General features: G+C 65.7%; 16 protein-coding genes and 1 pseudogene. 4 read left to right on the top strand and 13 right to left on the bottom strand.

Features of this window, described 5'->3' with window-relative positions; genetic code table 11:
- The 4 genes and pseudogenes from VJ811_RS03295 to VJ811_RS03280 form a co-directional block, all read right to left on the bottom strand.
- Positions 1–506, bottom strand: a pseudogene (locus VJ811_RS03295) (penicillin-binding protein 2); the annotation flags it as partial.
- Between the two features lie 18 nt (positions 507–524).
- Positions 525–1,046, bottom strand: coding sequence for a rod shape-determining protein MreD (locus VJ811_RS03290; protein WP_324070851.1), 522 nt, complete (start codon positions 1,044–1,046; stop codon positions 525–527).
- Complete coding sequence (gene mreC / locus VJ811_RS03285; protein ID WP_324070850.1) at positions 1,043–1,951, bottom strand: rod shape-determining protein MreC; 909 nt, start codon at positions 1,949–1,951, stop codon at positions 1,043–1,045. The genes VJ811_RS03290 and mreC overlap by 4 nt, the downstream gene beginning before the upstream one ends.
- A 17-nt stretch (positions 1,952–1,968) precedes the next feature.
- Complete coding sequence (locus VJ811_RS03280) at positions 1,969–3,015, bottom strand: rod shape-determining protein (protein WP_039574668.1); 1,047 nt, start codon at positions 3,013–3,015, stop codon at positions 1,969–1,971.
- Positions 3,016–3,208: 193 nt separating this feature from the next.
- On the opposite strand from VJ811_RS03280, the gene mutL reads away from it, so the two are divergent.
- Together mutL and VJ811_RS03270 are read left to right on the top strand one after the other, a co-directional pair.
- Positions 3,209–5,026 carry a DNA mismatch repair endonuclease MutL gene (gene mutL / locus VJ811_RS03275; RefSeq protein ID WP_324070849.1) on the top strand — a complete coding sequence of 606 codons (1,818 nt, stop codon included), beginning with the start codon at positions 3,209–3,211 and terminating at the stop codon, positions 5,024–5,026.
- Position 5,027: 1 nt separating this feature from the next.
- The gene (locus VJ811_RS03270) at positions 5,028–5,549 is read left to right on the top strand and encodes a homogentisate 1,2-dioxygenase (RefSeq protein ID WP_324070848.1); all 522 of its coding nucleotides are present in this window, start codon (positions 5,028–5,030) and stop codon (positions 5,547–5,549) included.
- Here the strand turns inward: VJ811_RS03270 and VJ811_RS03265 are convergent, their stop codons facing one another.
- From VJ811_RS03265 to VJ811_RS03255, 3 genes are all read right to left on the bottom strand, one after another.
- Positions 5,550–6,746 carry a nucleotide pyrophosphatase/phosphodiesterase family protein gene (locus VJ811_RS03265; protein WP_324070847.1) on the bottom strand — a complete coding sequence of 399 codons (1,197 nt, stop codon included), beginning with the start codon at positions 6,744–6,746 and terminating at the stop codon, positions 5,550–5,552. It abuts the gene before it with no gap.
- A gap of 42 nt (positions 6,747–6,788) precedes the next feature.
- Entirely contained in the window at positions 6,789–8,357 is a 1,569-nt protein-coding gene (locus VJ811_RS03260) for an alkaline phosphatase D family protein (protein WP_324070846.1), read from the bottom strand.
- A 78-nt stretch (positions 8,358–8,435) separates the two neighbouring features.
- Entirely contained in the window at positions 8,436–9,173 is a 738-nt protein-coding gene (locus tag VJ811_RS03255) for a glutaredoxin family protein (protein ID WP_324070845.1), read from the bottom strand.
- Positions 9,174–9,214: 41 nt separating this feature from the next.
- On the opposite strand from VJ811_RS03255, the gene VJ811_RS03250 reads away from it, so the two are divergent.
- The gene (locus tag VJ811_RS03250) at positions 9,215–9,616 is read left to right on the top strand and encodes a MerR family transcriptional regulator (protein ID WP_324070844.1); all 402 of its coding nucleotides are present in this window, start codon (positions 9,215–9,217) and stop codon (positions 9,614–9,616) included.
- Positions 9,617–10,086: 470 nt separating this feature from the next.
- Here VJ811_RS03250 and ychF read toward each other — a convergent pair whose 3' ends face one another.
- Positions 10,087–11,184 carry a redox-regulated ATPase YchF gene (gene ychF / locus VJ811_RS03245; protein ID WP_324070843.1) on the bottom strand — a complete coding sequence of 366 codons (1,098 nt, stop codon included), beginning with the start codon at positions 11,182–11,184 and terminating at the stop codon, positions 10,087–10,089.
- A 145-nt stretch (positions 11,185–11,329) separates the two neighbouring features.
- Here ychF and VJ811_RS03240 point away from each other — a divergent pair, with 145 nt between their 5' ends.
- Entirely contained in the window at positions 11,330–11,980 is a 651-nt protein-coding gene (locus VJ811_RS03240; protein ID WP_324070842.1) for a CAP domain-containing protein, read from the top strand.
- Positions 11,981–12,027: 47 nt separating this feature from the next.
- Here the strand turns inward: VJ811_RS03240 and VJ811_RS03235 are convergent, their stop codons facing one another.
- The 5 genes from VJ811_RS03235 to VJ811_RS03215 all read right to left on the bottom strand — a co-directional run.
- Entirely contained in the window at positions 12,028–13,896 is a 1,869-nt protein-coding gene (locus VJ811_RS03235) for a PhoX family phosphatase (RefSeq protein WP_324070841.1), read from the bottom strand.
- A gap of 179 nt (positions 13,897–14,075) precedes the next feature.
- A complete protein-coding gene (pth, locus tag VJ811_RS03230; RefSeq protein ID WP_324070840.1) occupies positions 14,076–14,645 on the bottom strand; it encodes an aminoacyl-tRNA hydrolase in 570 nt (189 codons plus the stop codon).
- A 149-nt stretch (positions 14,646–14,794) separates the two neighbouring features.
- A complete protein-coding gene (locus VJ811_RS03225; protein WP_324070839.1) occupies positions 14,795–15,436 on the bottom strand; it encodes a 50S ribosomal protein L25/general stress protein Ctc in 642 nt (213 codons plus the stop codon).
- 109 nt (positions 15,437–15,545) lie between these two features.
- On the bottom strand, positions 15,546–16,388 hold the full coding sequence (locus VJ811_RS03220; protein WP_324070838.1) for a TraB/GumN family protein: 843 nt from the start codon (positions 16,386–16,388) through the stop codon (positions 15,546–15,548).
- 53 nt (positions 16,389–16,441) lie between these two features.
- A partial coding sequence (locus VJ811_RS03215) for a TraB/GumN family protein (protein ID WP_324070837.1) occupies positions 16,442–16,661 on the bottom strand: 220 nt, incomplete at its 5' end.

Below are 16,661 nucleotides of genomic sequence, written 5' to 3'. Positions count from 1 at the left end.
GTCGGGTAATTGCGGGCAAAGCCGCGCTGCGGCGCGATGCCGGGCAGTTCGGGCAGGCGGACGAGGATCGAGCTATACTCGGCCTCGGTCATATCCTCCTTGATCGCGACGGGCTGGAATCCCGACGCCGCCTTCAGGTCGCGGTTGATGCGTTCCATCGTGTCGCCGTCGAGGCGCAGCAGGGTCTGGAGCTGCCCCAGCACCAGCTCCTTGTTGTGCAGGCGATCGGGAATGATGTCGATGCGCAAGGATACGCGGTTGTTCGCGAGCGCCTTGCCGCCGCGGTCGACGATCCAGCCGCGCCGCGGCGGAACGAGCGTCAGGTTGACGCGGTTGCTTTCCGATTCAAGGACATAGCGATCATTATCGACCACCGAGATATAAGCCATGCGCGCCGCGAGCGCGACGCCGACCGCCGCCTGCGCGCCGCCGACGACCAGCGCGCGGCGGGTGAAGGTAAGGCCCCTCCAGGCTTCGGTAATCGGCGGACTCTTCTTCTTCGGCATTAGGGGGTTGGAACCAGTCTATCGGCGTTTCAGGCGGAAATTGTCAAACTTGCCGGTCAGGCGCATGAACAGCGGGACGAGCAGCGCGGATACGATGATCTGCGGCACCACGAGGCCGAGCACGCGGCCGGTCGCGGCGTGCGGGTGGGTGATCAGCGCGGCGAGCGACTGAATGATCGCGACCGACGCCGCGGCGATCGCCCAGTCGTGGAAAAAGCCGCGCCAATAGATGCGCTGCGACGAATAGGCGATGCCGATGCTGGCGATCGTCCACAGTCCCATCGCGGTGCCGATCGGCGCGCCGCTGAACAGATCGTCCCACAGGCCGAGCGGCAGCCCGATCCACACCGGCCACATTTCGGCGCGCAGCAGCTGCCAGCAAAGGAAAAAGAGCAGCCCGAGCGGCGGCAGCACCGGCGAGTTGGCGATCAGCGGCAGCATCAGCGGCAGCGCCGAGGCGAACATCACGCTCGCGATCGGAACGATGCGCATCCGCCACAGCGATGCCGGTTCGCCGAGGCGCGGACCCTTCTGGTTCATGGCGCGCCGGCGGGGGCGGCGGCCGGCGTTGCCGGGCCGGGCAGGCCTTGCGCCTCGATATTATCGGGGGTGTAGGGGCGCAGCACCGACACCGCGTCGACTTTGCCCGGATCGGCGAGCGGGCGCGCGAGGGCACCGTCGTCCTGTCGCCGCACGACGATCGCGACCGGAATGTTGGGCGGATAAAGCCCGCCGGTGCCCGAGGTGACCAGGATGTCTCCCGGCTTGAACGGATTGTTCGCGATGTTGAGCGTGCGGACGTCGAGGTCGCCGTTGCCGCGGCCGCTGGCGAGCGCGGGAAGCCCGTCGCGCGCACGGCGCACGGGGACGATATTGTCGACGTCGGTGAGCAGCAGCACTTGCGACACCGAAGGGCCGGCGCCGAGCACGCGGCCGATCAGCCCATCGGCGCCGCGTACGGGCTGACCCGCGGCGACACCGAGGTTGCGTCCGATGCTGAGCAGCGCGATGCGCTTGCTGCTCGTCGAGGTCGAGGTGAGCAGATAGCCGTTGGCGAGCGCGGTCTTGTCGGTTTCCTGCAGCTTGAGCAGCGCCTTCAGCTGGCGATTCTCTTCCTGCAGCGAGCTCGTCGCGACGAGTTCGCGTCGCGTATCGGCGAGTTCCTTGCGCAGCCGCCGGTTCTGCGTGCCCGCGCTGACATAGGCGCCAACGGTATCGTCGATGCCCGAAATCGACCCGATCACCGATCGCGACGCGCGTGCGACGGGCGCGGCGATTTCCTGGCTCGCCACACGCAATTGGGCGAAACCGATGGGATCAACGACCGACAGGATCGCCAGCAACAGGCCCGCCACCGCCCCTGTCACCGCGATGACATAGGCAACGAACAGGCTGTACTGAGCCTTTCGGGATTGTCCCGGACGTCGATGTGCCGGGCGGACCATGGAGCAGACCTAAGCGATCAAGCTTGCTGGAGCACGCCGCGGAAGGCGGGGTCTTCCATCGCGCGGCCGGTGCCGATCGCGACGCAGGTCAGCGGGTCGTCGGCGACCGTGACCGGCAGGCCGGTCGCGTCGCGAAGCAGTTCATCGAGCTCGGCGATCAACGCGCCGCCACCCGTCAGGACGATGCCCTGATCGACGATGTCGGCGGCGAGTTCGGGCGCCGTGTTCTCGAGCGCGATGCGGACGCCCTCGACGATCGTCCCGATCGGTTCGGACAAGGCTTCGGCGATCTGCGCCTGGTTGATCGAAATTTCCTTGGGCACGCCGTTGACGAGGTCGCGGCCCTTGATGTGGATCGTCAGCCCGACGCCGTCGGCGGGGATGCGCGCGATGCCGAAATCCTTCTTGATCCGTTCGGCGGTCGCTTCGCCGATGAGCAGATTATGGTGGCGGCGGACATAGGAGACGATCGCTTCGTCCATCTTGTCGCCGCCGGCGCGGACCGAGGTGGTGTAGGCGAGGCCGCGCAGCGAAAGCACCGCGACTTCGGTCGTGCCGCCGCCGATGTCGACGACCATCGAACCGATCGGCTCGGTGACGGGCATGTCGGCGCCGATCGCGGCGGCCATCGGTTCCTCGATCAGCCACACTTCGCTCGCACCGGCGTTCGACGCGGCATCGCGGATCGCGCGGCGTTCGACGCTGGTCGAGCCCGAGGGGACGCAGATCACGATTTCGGGGCTGCGGAACGCGTTCGGCTTGCCGCCGTGGACCTTGGTGATGAAGTGCTTGATCATCTGTTCGGCGACGTCGATGTCGGCGATGACGCCGTCACGCAGCGGACGGATCGCCTCGATGCTGTCGGGGGTCTTGCCCATCATCAGCTTCGCGTCGTCGCCGACGGCCTTGACCCGCTTGATCCCGTTCAGCGTCTCGACCGCAACGACCGAGGGCTCGTTCAGCACGATGCCCTTGCCGCGCACATAGACGACCGTGTTCGCGGTGCCGAGGTCGATAGCCATGTCTTGGGAATTGAATTTGAACCAGCGGGAAAAGAAGGACATCGATACTGCTTCCTGTCATCGAAGCCGTGCCCCTGATGGACACGCCCCTGTCGTGATTTTACCGGCGCGCCCGGCCGGCGACAGCAACAATCAGGGGGAGATTCCGGCTCTTCCTTTTGGGGTGGCTGGACAAAATGATCAGGGCTGTGCGGATGGGTCGCGATTTGCGTTCGACTGCGCTAGGAGAGCGGCCATGTCAATACGTCGCCTGCCGGAAAAGCTCGTAAATCGGATCGCAGCCGGTGAAGTGGTCGAAAGACCTGCCGCTGCGCTCAAGGAACTGGTTGAAAATGCCATCGACGCCGGTTCGACTCGCATTTCGGTGCGAATCGCCGAGGGCGGGATTTCGCGGCTGGAGGTCGAGGATGACGGCTGCGGAATGACCGCCGCCGACATGGCGCTCGCGCTCGAACGCCATGCGACGTCGAAGCTGCCCGACGATGCGATCGAGGACGTCACGACGCTGGGTTTTCGCGGCGAGGCGCTGCCCTCGATCGCGAGCGTCGCGCGGCTGACGCTCGAAAGCCGTGTCGCGGGCGGCGACGGCTGGAAGCGTGTCGTCGACAATGGCGCGGTGGTCGCCGAAGGCCCGGCCGCGCTCGCCAAGGGCACGCGCGTGATGGTCGAGGATCTGTTCGCGCGCGTTCCCGCGCGCCGCAAATTCCTGCGCAGCGGACGCAGCGAATATGCCGCGTGTCTCGACGTCGTGAAACGGCTCGCGATGGCTCGGCCCGACATCGGCTTCACCTTTGAGCAGGACGGGCGCCGCGTGCTCGACGTGCAGGGCGGGCAGGACCAGCTGACGCGCGTCGCCGCGCTGACCCAGCGCGATCTCGCCGCGAACAGCATCGGGGTCGATTTGGGCCGCGGCGAGGTGCATCTGGGCGGCGTGATCAGCCTGCCGACCTACAATCGCGGCATCGCCGACCATCAATATCTGTTCGTCAACGGGCGCCCGGTGAAGGACCGGCTGCTCGTCGGGGCGCTGCGCGGTGCCTATGCCGACCTGCTCGCGCGCGATCGCCATCCGGTTGTCGCTTTGTTCCTCGACGTTCCGACGAGCGAGGTCGACGTCAACGTCCATCCGGCGAAGACCGAGGTGCGCTTTCGCGATCCGCAGCTCATCCGCGGGATGATCGTCGGCGGCCTGCGCCGCGCGCTCGACGAACATGGTTTCCGCAGCGTCCAGCGTCCCGCCGAGGCGGCGCTCGCGGCGTGGCAGCAGGAACCCGTCGCGCCGCCCGCGCCGACACTGTTCTCGGCGCATTACCCTTATCCCCACGCCCCGGCGACGCATCTTTTCGGGGCGGAAGGGGATACCGCGACAACCGCCTTGCTGCACGACCGCATCGTCGATTTCGCGCCGCCGCGCGATGCGCTCCCGATGGGCCGCGCCGAACCCGCGACCGCGCCGGTGCCGCAAGGCGAGGCGCATCCGCTCGGCATCGCGCGCGGCCAGATCGCGCGCACCTATATCGTCGCCGAGGCCGAGGATGGCCTCGTCATCGTCGACCAGCACGCCGCGCACGAACGCCTCGTGCTCGAGCAACTCCGCCGCGGCATGGGCGGGCAGGCGGTGCCGTCGCAGGGGCTTTTGCTGCCCGAAGTCGTCGAACTCGACGAGCCGGCATGCGACCGGCTCGAAGCCGCGGCGCCGCAGCTCGCCGCGCTCGGCGTCGACCTCGAACGCTTTGGCCCTGCCGCGGTGATGGTCCGTGCGACCCCGGCGATGCTGGGGGCGATCAACTGCCAGAAGCTCGTCACCGACATCGCCGACGATCTCGCGGGCTATGACGCCGCGCTGGGGCTCAGCGAGCGGCTCGAACTCGTCGCCGCGACGATGGCCTGCCACGGCTCGGTCCGCGCCGGCCGCACGCTCAGTGTCACCGAAATGAACGCGCTCTTGCGTACGATGGAGGTCACGCCGCACAGCGGCCAGTGCAATCATGGGCGGCCGACGTGGGTGAAGCTCGCGATGGACGATGTCGAGAAATTGTTCGGGAGGAAATAGGATGCGGTTCCGGATCATCGCCATGTCGCTCGCCGCAGCCGTGCCCGCGACGGCCATCGCGGCGCCCGCTACGCCATCCTGTCCGACGGCTCCCGTCCTGCCGCCCGAACTCGCCGACTGGTCGCGCAATGCGTCGAGCAAGACGATCTACGCCTATGGCGACGACCTCGGTGCCGACTGGTCGCCGCTCGGTGCTGCGCGCACCGAACTGCCACTGCATAAGTTCGAAAGCCTGCGCTACGGCATCGCCCCCGAACGCAAGCCCGACGTCTATAAGTTCGGCGGCATGATCCCGATCGAGGTGAAGAAAGCCGGACGGCTGATTGTCGCGCTTGATGCGGGGGCGTGGATCGACCTCGTTCGCGATGGCGCGGCGGTGAAGTCGGTCACTCACGGCCGTGGTCCCGCCTGTTCAGGCATTCGCAAAATGGTCGAATATGACGTGACGCAGGGGCGCTACCAACTCCAGATCGTCAACGCGCCGACGGCCTCGATCCACGCGATGGCGGTGCTGCGCGACTGATCAGCGGAGGCGCTTGACGAGTTCGCCCGTCGCGTCGCTCGGCAGCGGCGCAACACCGATCAGCCGCATCAGCAGCGGATAGACCTCGATATTGTCGACGATCCCGACATCGCCTTTCAGGCCTGTGCCGCTCGCGACGAACAGTGCGAGCATTTCGGGGTCCTGATTGTCATAGCCGTGCGCGCCGCCTTTGACCGGCCATGTCGGCGTACCCGCGATGATCGACCAGCCGGGTTCGGCGATACAGATGATCGCCGCGACGCGCGGGTTCTGGCCGTAATGCAGCCGCTTGGGCAGCTCTTCGCGACGGTTGCAGGTCATATGATCGTGCGGTTTCAGCAGCGCATCATACACGCGCTCGTCGGTCCCCGCAGCGGGCTCGATCGCCGCGTAAGGTCCGGTTTCGACCGCGATGATGCTCGGAAGATCGATCAGGTCGGAGAGCTGGATTACGCGGCTTTCGTCGATCGCGCGCATCCCGTGGTCGGCGACGACGACGATCTGCGCCGGCTGGCCCATCGCAGCAAGGCCGGCCGTGAGGTCGCCGATGCGTGCATCGACTTCGCCAATCGCGGCATTCACTTCGGCGCTGTCGGGGCCGAACCTGTGCCCCGCATCGTCGACCGCTTCGAAATAGAGAGTGGCGAAGGCCGGGCGAATATCGGCGGGACGACGCATCCAGTCGAGGATCGTGTTGACGCGCTGCGCATAGCCGACATGCGCGTCGTAGCGCAGCCAGTCGGGCGGCCGGCTCGCATGGATCGCGACCTCGCTGCCCGGCCAGAACATCGTCGCGCTGCGCACGCCCGCCTTGCCCGCGGTGACCCACGCCGGCTCGGCCTCGTCCCACCAAAAGGGATCGAGCGACTGCTTCGGATCGCCGAGGCTGAACCGCACGTCGGGGCGCCGCGGGTCGATCATATTGTTGCCGACGATGCCATGATTGTCGGGGCGCTTGCCGGTGACGATCGCGTAATGATTGGGGAAGGTCTTGGTCGGGAAGGACGGACGCAGCTCGCCGTGCGCGCCCTCGGCCGCAAGCCGCGACAGGTTAGGTGTGATACCGCGACCCAGGTAATCGGCGCGAAAGCCGTCGATCGAGATCAGGATCGTCACGGGCTTGCGCTCGCCTCCCTCCTGCGCGTGCGCGGCGAGGGGAAGCAGGAGAGCGAGGATCAGCGAGAGGAAACGGTTCATGCCGGGTCCGCTATGGTTCTTATGTGACCGTCCGGCGACACGTCACGCCATCTTGATCCCGGCGACGTCGCGCTCGACCACGCCCGTCGCGCGTTTCGACAGCGTGTTGACCGGTGTCGTTACCTTGTCGACCACCATGAAATGCGTCTGCCACGCCTCGCGATTGACGTCGCACACGAGATAGCCGCGCTGGTCGTTGGCGAATTTGAGCTCGGGGTTGAGCTTCAGGAAGCTATCGGTGCCATTGCGCTGGTCGCTACCGTCACCGCCGCTCGAAATTGAGGTTGCGACGAATTCAGCACCGGCGACCTTGTCTTTGAGCACGAGGTCGCCGCAGAAATTCTGATGCTCGTCGCCGGTGAGGACGACATTGTTCTTCAACCCCGCCATGCGCGACAAGATTCGCTCGCGCGGCGCTTCATAACCCGCCCAGCTGTCGAGATTGACGATCTTCTTCGGCTCGTCGGGTTTGCGACGCCGGTCGAGCGACATCATCGTGATCTGCTGCGCAAAGGCATTCCAGGTGGCGCCGCCCTTGGCCAGGTTGCGGCCGAGCCACTCCTCCTGCGCCTTGCCGAGCACCTGCTTGTCCCGGGCGAAGACGTCGGGGCAAGCGGGCTTGAAGCCGTCGTCGCACGGCTGGTCGTCACGATATTGCCGGGTGTCGAGCAATTGCATCGCCATCAGGTCGCCCCAGCGAAACTCGCGGTTCATCGCGACCATTCCGCCGCGCGGCAGCAAAGCCTTGCGCACCGGCATATGCTCGTACCACGCCTGCATCGCCGCCTGCTTCTTCAGCATGAAAACCTCAGGCGAGGCGGCTTCGGGGTCGTTGACGTCGAGGCCGAGCTTCCAGTTGTCGATGTCGGAAACCCAGTCGTTGCGGATCTCATGATCGTCGAAGCTCGACAGGAAGGCGTGGACCGAGCGCGCCGCCTGCAGGTCGATGTCGCCAAGCTGCTGCGCATAGGCGTCGCGAAAATCGCCGAGGTCGACAAGTGCCCGGTGCGCGTGCTTGCGCACCGGGCGCGTCGGCAGACCGGTATTGAACAGATATTCCTCGCTATATTCATAGATGAAGTCGCCATAATGATAGACGAAGGCGAGGTCTTCGCGCGCGAGGTGGCGATAGGCGCCGAAAAAGCCCGCCTCGAAATGCTGGCACCCGGCGACACCGAATTTCAGCGCATCGGCCTTTGCGCCGGGGGCGGGCAGGGTGCGTGCGCGGCCGCGCAGGCTGCGCTCGCCGCCCGCGGTGAAGCGGTAATAATAGGGGCGGTCGGGTTGCAATCCGGCAACCTCGACATGGACGCTGTGCGCAAGTTCGGGGCGTGCGAGTTCGGTGCCCTTGGCGACGATTTCGCGAAAGCCGCTGTCGCTCGCCACTTCCCAGTCGACCGGGAAATTCGCCAACGGCATCCCGCCGTGACGTTCCATCGGTTCGGGCGCGAGACGCGTCCAGATGACGAAACCGTCGCTCGCCGGATCGCCCGCCGCGACGCCGAGACTGAAGGGAAACTCGCGGAAGATGCCGCCCTCGGCGCGCAGGATCGCGGGGGCGGCAAGGCCGGCGAGCGTGGCCCCGGCAAGGAAATGGCGGCGGTTGAACATGGCTGGGCTCCCCAGGGGCGAATCACGGCCCCTGATAGCCCAGTCCTATGTTTCATCAATGACCGATGGTGGCGCGGGTCAGAACCACATCCGCGCCATCCACAGCGCCATCGCGACCATCATCAGATTTTCGGTGAGCGAAACGAAGCCCAGCGGCACCTTGCTGCTGCCGCCGACGCACGCGCATTTGATGTCGCGCTTGTCGATATAGACCGCCTTGAACACCGACGTCGCCCCGATGCCGCCGATGAAGAGGGCAAGCGGGATCGACAGCCAGGACAGCGCGTGCGCGGTCATGAGCACGCCCGCGAGCCCCTCGGCAAAGGGATAGATGCTCGCATAGGGCACCCAGCGCTTGGCGAGGAGGTCGTAGTTCAGGAACATCGTCGCGAACTTGTCGACGTCCTGCAATTTGAGCAGCGCGAGCACAATCATGCTGAACGAGATGAACCATTCGGCGGCGCGCAGGGTGAAGGCGTCGCCATAGACCGAAAAGCTGGTCGCGAGCGCCATCAACGCGGTCATCGCGAACAGCGCGATCACCGGCGTGTAGCTCGTGGCGTCGGGATCGGCGACCTTCAAACCGAAATGGCGGCGCAGGTCGTCGTGACCGCCGATCCGCACGCCATCGATGAAGGTCTGCGGCGTCGTCTTGACGCCATGCTCGGCCTTGAACGCGTCGGTTTCCTCGCGCGTCGTCAGCCAGCGGTCGTCAACGGTAAAGCCGCGACTTTCGAGCAGATGTTTCGATTTGAGGCCATAGGGGCAGGTGTGCCCCGGCATGACCATGCGATGGAGGGTTGCTTGCTTTGTCATGCACCCCATATAGCGTCCGTACCATGGTACGGAGTCAAGCGATGCAACTCACGATCGGGAAATTGGCGAAGGCAGGCGATGTCGGCGTCGAAACCGTGCGTTATTACCAGCGCCGAGGCTTGCTCGACACGCCCGCGCGCAGTGGCGGCGACGGCTGGGGAGGGGGGATTCGCCGTTATGGGGAAGACGATGTTCGCCGCCTGAAATTCATCCGCTCGGCGCAGGTGGCGGGATTCACCCTCGACGAGATTTCCGAACTGCTGGCACTGGAAGCGAGCGACGACCGCGTACGCGTGCGCACGCTCGCACGCCAACGGATCGAAGTGCTCGACGAAAAGATCGCACAGATGACCGCAACCCGCGGCGCGCTGGCGCGTCTCGCCGACCAATGCGCGGCGAGCGACAAGGGGCCGTGCCCGATCTTGGCGGCGTTCGAGCCGTAGGGGCTGTCGAAGCTGCTCCGGGAACGGCCGCTAACGACCGGTAGCGGTCATGGAATCCTCCCCATCGACTTGCGATGGGGAGGGGGACCGCCGCGAAGCGGTGGTGGAGGGGTTGGGACGGTGCGTCTTGACGAGAGGTTTCGACCCCTCCGTCAGCCCTGCGGGCTGCCACCTCCCCATCGCAAGTCGATGGGGAGGATTATCAACGGCAGCTCACCACCCCAAAGCCGACGTCGCCTTCAAATAAGCCTTTCCTACATTATCCAGCCATGCCAGCCTTCATCCGGCTCTTTGCATTTGGTGAACAAAAAGCGGTCGCCGCCCGGCTTGCGGGTCGGCCACGGCGGGGGATGCCATGCACGTCATCACATCGCGAGGTCCAAACCGGGGTCGCATAGGGCTGAACTTCCCTGAACTTTGGAATATTACGCGGTCCTTGTGCCGACCGGCCGCGCAATGACAAAGCCGGATCAGCTGTGCAGGAAGTGCATCACGTCGCCGTCGTGGACGACATAGGCCTTGCCTTCGGCGCGCAGCTTGCCCGCTTCGCGCGCCCGCGCTTCGCCGCCCAGCGCGACATAATCGTCGTAGGCGATCGTTTCGGCGCGGATGAAGCCCTTCTGGAAATCGCTGTGGATCTCGCCGGCGGCTTCGGGCGCGGTCGCGCCAGTGTGGACGGTCCATGCGCGCGCTTCCTGCGGCCCGACGGTGAAGAAGGTAATCAGGTGGAGCAGCTCGTAACCGGCGCGAATGACGCGCGCGAGGCCGGTTTCGTGGAGGCCCATTTCTTCGAGGAACTCGAGCCGGTCGGCCATGTCCATCGTCACCAGCTCGCTCTCGATCGCCGCCGACACGACGACCGCCTGCGCGCCTTCGGCCGCCGCCTTGGCGAACACCTTTTCGGAGAAGGCATTGCCGTTCGCGGCGCTGCCTTCATCGACGTTGCAGACGTAGAGAACGGGCTTCGAGGTCAGTAGCTGCGCGGTGCGCAGGACGCGGGCTTCTTCCTCGTCCTTGGGTTCGGTCAGCCGTGCGGGCTTGCCTTCGCGCAGCAGCTCGAGCGCCTGCCCGAGCACCGAAGCGGCGATCTTCGCTTCCTTGTCGCCCTGCCCCGCCTTCTTGGCAAAGGCGGGGACGCGCTTTTCGAGGCTTTCGAGGTCGGACAGCAACAGCTCGGTTTCGACCGTTTCGGCGTCGGCGACGGGATCGACCTTGTTCTCGACATGCTGGATGTCGTCATCCTCGAAACAGCGCAACACATGGACGATCGCGTCGACTTCGCGGATATTGCCGAGGAACTGGTTGCCCAGCCCTTCGCCCTTCGACGCGCCGCGCACGAGGCCGGCGATGTCGACGAAGGCGAGCTGCGTCGCGATGATCTTTTTGCTGCCCGCGACCGCGGCGAGCTTTTCGAGGCGTGCGTCGGGCACCGCGACATTGCCGATATTCGGCTCGATCGTGCAGAAGGGATAGTTCGCCGCCTGCGCCGCCGCGGTTTCGGTCAGCGCGTTGAACAGGGTGGACTTGCCGACATTGGGCAGGCCGACGATGCCGCATTTGAAACCCATAAAAACTCCGTGAGGTTCGGCGCGCTGTGGAGTGAGGCGCCGCTGTTGCAGCGCCCCTAGCGCCAAGTCGCGTTGGATGCCAGTCTTTGCAGGCGATGCTTTGCCGTTGCGCGCGGTTCAGACTTGCGCCGTTATCGCACTCGCCATGACGAAACCCCGCCTCCTCGCCGCCGCCATCCTCCTGACTCTCGTTGCGACCGCTGCCGTCGCTGCGCCGAGCCGCTTCGAGGAAGGTGTCTTCACCGAACTCAACCGCTTCCGCAGCGATCCCGCGGCCTATGCCGACTATCTCAGCGACTATCGCCCGCGCTTCGAAGGCAAGCTGCTGGTCAGCGACGACGACAGCGAGATCGACATCATGACGCGCGAGGGCGTCGCCGCGGTCGACGAGGCGATCCGCGACCTTCGCCGCGAAAGGCCGCTCCCCGAACTCGAATGGAGCGAGCCGCTGGCACGCGCGGCGGCGGACCATGTCGCGGTTCAGTCACGCTCGGGGGCGGTCGGTCATTATACGCGGGGCAGCGGCCCCGGCGAACGGATGAAGGCGCGCGGCGGCGGACCCTATGTGAACGAAGTTATCACCTATGGCCATCACACCCCCGAGGGCGTCGTCGACCAGCTGTTGATCGACGACGGGGTGCCCGGCCGCGGGCATCGCCACAGCCTGCTGCGCCCGACGCACCGCTATGCCGGCGTCGCATGCGGCCGGCATCCGGTGCACCGGACGATGTGCGTGACCTTGATGTCAGAGACGCGCGATGGCTCGCCGCCGCCGCCGCCCAAGCGCACACCCTGACGGTCGCCCGCTCCCGCCCGGCGAAGGGGGGAGCGGGCGGCGCGCGATCAGGCGCCAACCGGCTGTGCGTCGGTGCGGCGCACGACGACGGTCGACGAGCGTGGCTGCTCGCCCGCGACCGGCCAATTGCCCGTCGGGTGCTGGATGTTGACGAAGAAGGTCGTAAGGTCTGGCGTATAGGCCAGGCCCGTGATCTCGCAGCCACGCGGCCCGACGAGGAAGCGCTTCGATTGCTTCGTGACCTGGTCGACATAGAACATCGCGTTGTGGCCGAACGCCTGGTCGATCGTCCGTCCCGCGACCCCCGAGTTACCGGGGACGCTGTGATCGGTCTGCACCCACATGCGGCCCTGCGGGTCGATACGGAGGCCGTCGGGGCTGGAGAAGGTGTCGCCGTTGATGTTTCCGACCAAGTTGCTGCCGCCCGCCGAGAGCGACGGATCGCCCGCGGTCAGGAAGATTTCCCAGCTGAACCTGGTCGCCAGCGGCGAATCGCCTTCCTCGCGGAACTTGATGATGTGCCCGTGCAGGTTGGTGACGCGCGGGTTGGCGGGGTCGACGACGCGGCGGCCGCTGTTGTTGGTCAGCGTGCAATAGACCGCCTTGTTGTCGGGCGCGACGGTCAGCCATTCGGGGCGGTCCATCACGGTGCCGCCCGCGACGCGCGCCGCCGACTTGCAGTTGAGAAGGACGTCGGCCTGGCTGTTGAAATTGACGATGGTCGGTGCGGGCGGCGTCGTGCTCTGGCTGGTGTTGCCCGGGTCGGACGCGCCCGCGGTCAGGCCGTTCTGGCCGACGACCAGCGCGCGCCATTCGCCGGTACCGTCGCCGTTGAAACGCGCGACATAGAGCGTGCCATAGTCGAGCAGGTCGGTGTTCGCCGCCCGGTTCGACGTGCTATAGGCGCGGTCCGGCACGAACTTGTAGATGCACCCCGGGGTCGAATCATCGCCCATATAGAATGCGACGCGGCGGTCGCTGTTCGCCATATAGGCCACATTTTCATGATCGAAGCGCCCCATTGCGGTGCGTTTGGTCGGCTGCGCCAGTTCGCGCAACGGATCGATCTCGACCACCCAGCCATAGTTGGTCGCGGGCTGCGCCGGGTCGAGGTAATTGTCGGTCGTCTCTTCGCAGGTCAGATAGGTGTCCCACGGGGTTCGGCCGCTCGAACAATTGTTGAGCATGCCCTTGATGTTGGCCGACAGAAGACCGGCAGCGGGGCCGCCGGCGCGATAGCTGCTGTTGCCGGTATAGCGGCGGTTATAGGCCGAGCCGGCCTGCACGGCCCATTTGCCGTCGCTGCCCTTGGCGATTTCGACAACGCCGATACCGACCGCCGACAGCGCGAGCGCCTTCTGGTCGGCGGTTGCGGTTGCGGCGTTGTAGCTGCCCGCCATCAGGATGTTGAAATCGGGATATTCGTAATTCATCGCGAGGATGCCGCGGTTGTTGGCATCGACGCCCGGAAAGGCGAAATATTCCATGCCGTCATGGTTGCCGCCCGCCCATTTCTCGGCGACCGCGGGGGTGGGGAAGCTGCCCGAATAGGCGGTGCCGGCTTCGACCGAATCGCCGGCCTTCAGCAGCACGTCGACGGTGTAGCCCGCGGGCACTGTGACCTTGTCGTCCTGATTCGCGGCGACCGCGGTGAAACTGACGGCGTAGCTGACCGGCGGGGGCGTCGGGGTGGGGGTCGGCGTCGGGGTGGGCGTCGGCAGCGTCACGCTGGGATCACCGCTGGCGTCGTCGCACGCCGCGAGCGCCGGCAGGATCGACAGGCCGAACAGGCCGTTGCGGAGCAGCGTCCGGCGCGAGGGGTTTTTGGCAACGATCGCCTCCAGGCTGTCTGGCCCCGGAAGCGTATCGGTTTCGCCGCGATAAGGCGCGCGGGCGTCGTCGGTAAGATGTGACATGCAGTCCCCCTGTTTTCGGTTGAGCCCCGGACTGGATCGTCCGGATGAGGTGGCGCACCGATTGCAGAGGGAGGTGTCAGCTAGATGGCTTCACCATGTCGGTAAAATATGATTTCTATGACGCTTGAATGACAGGAAGGGCCGTTTTGTGCCCCGGTTGGAAGCCACCAAAAGCTGCGTCATCCCTGCAGGCGCAGCGCGAGATCGCTCTGGAACCGCACATCGTCGCCGCCCGCCAGCCATTTCGCCTCGGCGGCGATCGCGCCGAGCAGGTCGATCAGCGGCTCCATCTCGCTCTTGTGGTAATTGCCGAGGACATGGCCGGTGACGCGGTCCTTGTGCCCAGGATGGCCGATGCCGATGCGCACGCGGCGGAAATCCTCGCCGATATGCTGGATCATCGACCTTATGCCATTATGGCCCGCCGCGCCGCCGCCCTGTTTCACTTTCACCTTCATCGGCGCGAGATCGAGCTCGTCGTAGAAAGCGGTGACGTCCTGCGGGGTCAATTTATAGAAATCGAGCGCGGCGCGCACGCTGCGGCCGCTTTCGTTCATGAAAGTGCCGGGTTTGAGCAGCAGGATGCGCGTCGATCCGATGCGGCCTTCCTGGATCCAGCCCTGGAATTTCTTTGCCGGAGCGGGGAAATCGTGAAGGTCGGCGATGACATCGACGGCCATGAAGCCGACATTGTGACGGTGCATCGCATATTTAGGCCCGGGATTGCCGAGGCCGACCCAGAGCTGCATGGAAAATCCCCTCTCCTTCAGGGGAGGGGCAGCGAGACTTGCCGGCTTGTCGGCTAGTCGCAGCGGGGTGGGCCATTGGCCTCGCGCTGCCCCGCAAAACCCCACCCCAACCCCTCCCCTGAAGGGGAGGGGCTAAGACGGTTTGCTTATCAGGCTTCTTCGCCGCCTTCGGCAGCAGCAGCTTCGCCGCTGTCGACGGTCGTGTCGCCTTCGCTCGACTTCATCGCCGAGGGGGCGACGATCGTGGCGATGGTGAAGTCGCGATCGGTGATCGCGCTTTCGCTGCCCTTGGGCAGGGTGACGTTGCTGATGTGGATCGAATCGCCGACGTCGAAACCGGTGACATCGATCGTGATCTCGTCGGGAATCTTGTCTGCGTCACAGGCGATTTCCAGCTCGTGACGAACGACGTTCAGCACGCCGCCGCGCTTCAGGCCCGGCGAGGCTTCTTCGTTCGCGAACACGACCGGAACCGCGACGGTGACCTTCGCGTCCTTCGAGATGCGGAGGAAATCGGCGTGGATCGGGCGATCCTTGACCGGGTGGAAAGCGACGTCCTTCGGCAGGGTGCGCACCTGCTTGCCACCGACTTCGATCATCACGACCGAGTTCATGAAGTGACCCGTCATCAACTGCTTCATCAGCAGCTTTTCTTCGACGTGGATCATCAGGGGTTCTTCTTTGCCGCCATAGACAACGGCGGGGACGCGGCCATTACGACGCAGGTCACGCGAGGCTCCCTTGCCTCCGCGATCACGCATCTCGGCCGACAGCACCAGCTGGTCGCTCATCATTTTTCTCCGAAACAGATTTCACAGTTCCGCCACGCCTCCAGGGATGACCATGACGGAAGCCGGGGCGCTTAGCGGGGAAGCGGCGGAAATGCAAGCGCGACGGCGCTTATTGCACCCGCGTCACCTTCAGACCGTCCGCTGCGAGCATCGCGGGTACGCCGTCGGTCCCGACCAGATGCCCCGCGCCAACCGCCATCAGCACCGTGCCGGGCTGTTCCAGCCGCTTTTGCGCCCACGCGCTCCAGCGCCGGTTGCGGTCGGTGATGATGGCCTTGCGCGCCGCGGGAACGGCATCGACATCGTCATTGATGATCTGTTCCAGCGCCGCGACATCGCCGCGGCCCCACGCTGCGGTCAGGGCGCCGACGTCTCTCACGGCATCACCCGATTTTTCGGCCGCGCGGGTCAGGAGCGTCCGCTGCGTCGTCGGGTCGAGCGTTTCGAACAGCATCAGTTGTTCGCGTGCGGTCTCCAGCCCGCCGATCGGCTTGCGGGCGTCCTTGAACCGCTCGGTCAGGCGCGTTTCCACGCCGTCCGAGGAATCGAGTTCGGCATTCTGCGCCACGCGCTGGCCCATCAATACCATGACCGCCCAATCGTCGAGCGTATCTCCGCCGAAATCGCCGCCGCTGGCCTCCAATGCCCGATAGCCGGTGAGCGCCAGGGGCGGCAGCCGTTTCTCCATCGCGAGCGGTGCGGTCCGGGGGGCGAGCGTCTGGAAGACGGCGCCGGCATTCGCCAGTTCGGCGGGCGACAATTCCATCACCAGTTCGTCGGCCGCCCCGACGGCGTCGGCGACCCTACCGCCGTCCCAGTCGGTGCCGCGCGGCAAGGCGTGCATCGCGCCCAACATATAGATTTGCGTGTCGTCGTCGGCGACCAGCCACATCGCGGGCCGGGCTTGCCGTTCCGGCGCCGCGGTGTCGCAAGCGGCGAGCAGGCACAGCAAAAGGGCCGCCGCAAAGCGGCGACCCCGGTGATGCGAAGGGCGGATTGTTCCCCTCAATATTTGACCCGCTTGGCGACAAGGCCGCGGGCCTTCAGATAATCCTGGACGCTCTTCTCACCCGCCAGATGGCCCGCGCCGACCGCGACGAACACGGTGCCCGGCTGATCCATCCGTGCTTTCAGCTGATCGGCCCAGCGGGCGTTGCGATCCCACAGCAGCGTCGCGGCGAGTTCGGGGGTCGCGGCCAGGCTTTCGTTCATCGTCACCGCCAGC

The organism is Sphingopyxis sp. (genome assembly GCF_035250425.1).
Lineage (GTDB): Bacteria > Pseudomonadota > Alphaproteobacteria > Sphingomonadales > Sphingomonadaceae > Sphingopyxis.
The sequence above is the reverse complement of the archived record's forward strand: the minus strand, read 5'-3'. Positions and strand labels throughout refer to the sequence as shown.

Coding starts and splice junctions, on each gene's coding strand:
- VJ811_RS03265 (WP_324070847.1), bottom strand. CDS start 6,746: ATGAACCGTTTCCTCTCGCTGATCCTCGCTCTCCTGCTTCCCCTCGCC.
- VJ811_RS03250 (WP_324070844.1), top strand. CDS start 9,215: ATGCAACTCACGATCGGGAAATTGGCGAAGGCAGGCGATGTCGGCGTC.
- VJ811_RS03280 (WP_039574668.1), bottom strand. CDS start 3,015: ATGTCCTTCTTTTCCCGCTGGTTCAAATTCAATTCCCAAGACATGGCT.
- ychF (WP_324070843.1), bottom strand. CDS start 11,184: ATGGGTTTCAAATGCGGCATCGTCGGCCTGCCCAATGTCGGCAAGTCC.
- VJ811_RS03240 (WP_324070842.1), top strand. CDS start 11,330: ATGACGAAACCCCGCCTCCTCGCCGCCGCCATCCTCCTGACTCTCGTT.
- VJ811_RS03235 (WP_324070841.1), bottom strand. CDS start 13,896: ATGTCACATCTTACCGACGACGCCCGCGCGCCTTATCGCGGCGAAACC.
- pth (WP_324070840.1), bottom strand. CDS start 14,645: ATGCAGCTCTGGGTCGGCCTCGGCAATCCCGGGCCTAAATATGCGATG.
- VJ811_RS03260 (WP_324070846.1), bottom strand. CDS start 8,357: ATGTTCAACCGCCGCCATTTCCTTGCCGGGGCCACGCTCGCCGGCCTT.
- VJ811_RS03270 (WP_324070848.1), top strand. CDS start 5,028: ATGCGGTTCCGGATCATCGCCATGTCGCTCGCCGCAGCCGTGCCCGCG.
- mutL (WP_324070849.1), top strand. CDS start 3,209: ATGTCAATACGTCGCCTGCCGGAAAAGCTCGTAAATCGGATCGCAGCC.
- VJ811_RS03290 (WP_324070851.1), bottom strand. CDS start 1,046: ATGAACCAGAAGGGTCCGCGCCTCGGCGAACCGGCATCGCTGTGGCGG.
- VJ811_RS03225 (WP_324070839.1), bottom strand. CDS start 15,436: ATGAGCGACCAGCTGGTGCTGTCGGCCGAGATGCGTGATCGCGGAGGC.
- VJ811_RS03255 (WP_324070845.1), bottom strand. CDS start 9,173: ATGACAAAGCAAGCAACCCTCCATCGCATGGTCATGCCGGGGCACACC.
- mreC (WP_324070850.1), bottom strand. CDS start 1,951: ATGGTCCGCCCGGCACATCGACGTCCGGGACAATCCCGAAAGGCTCAG.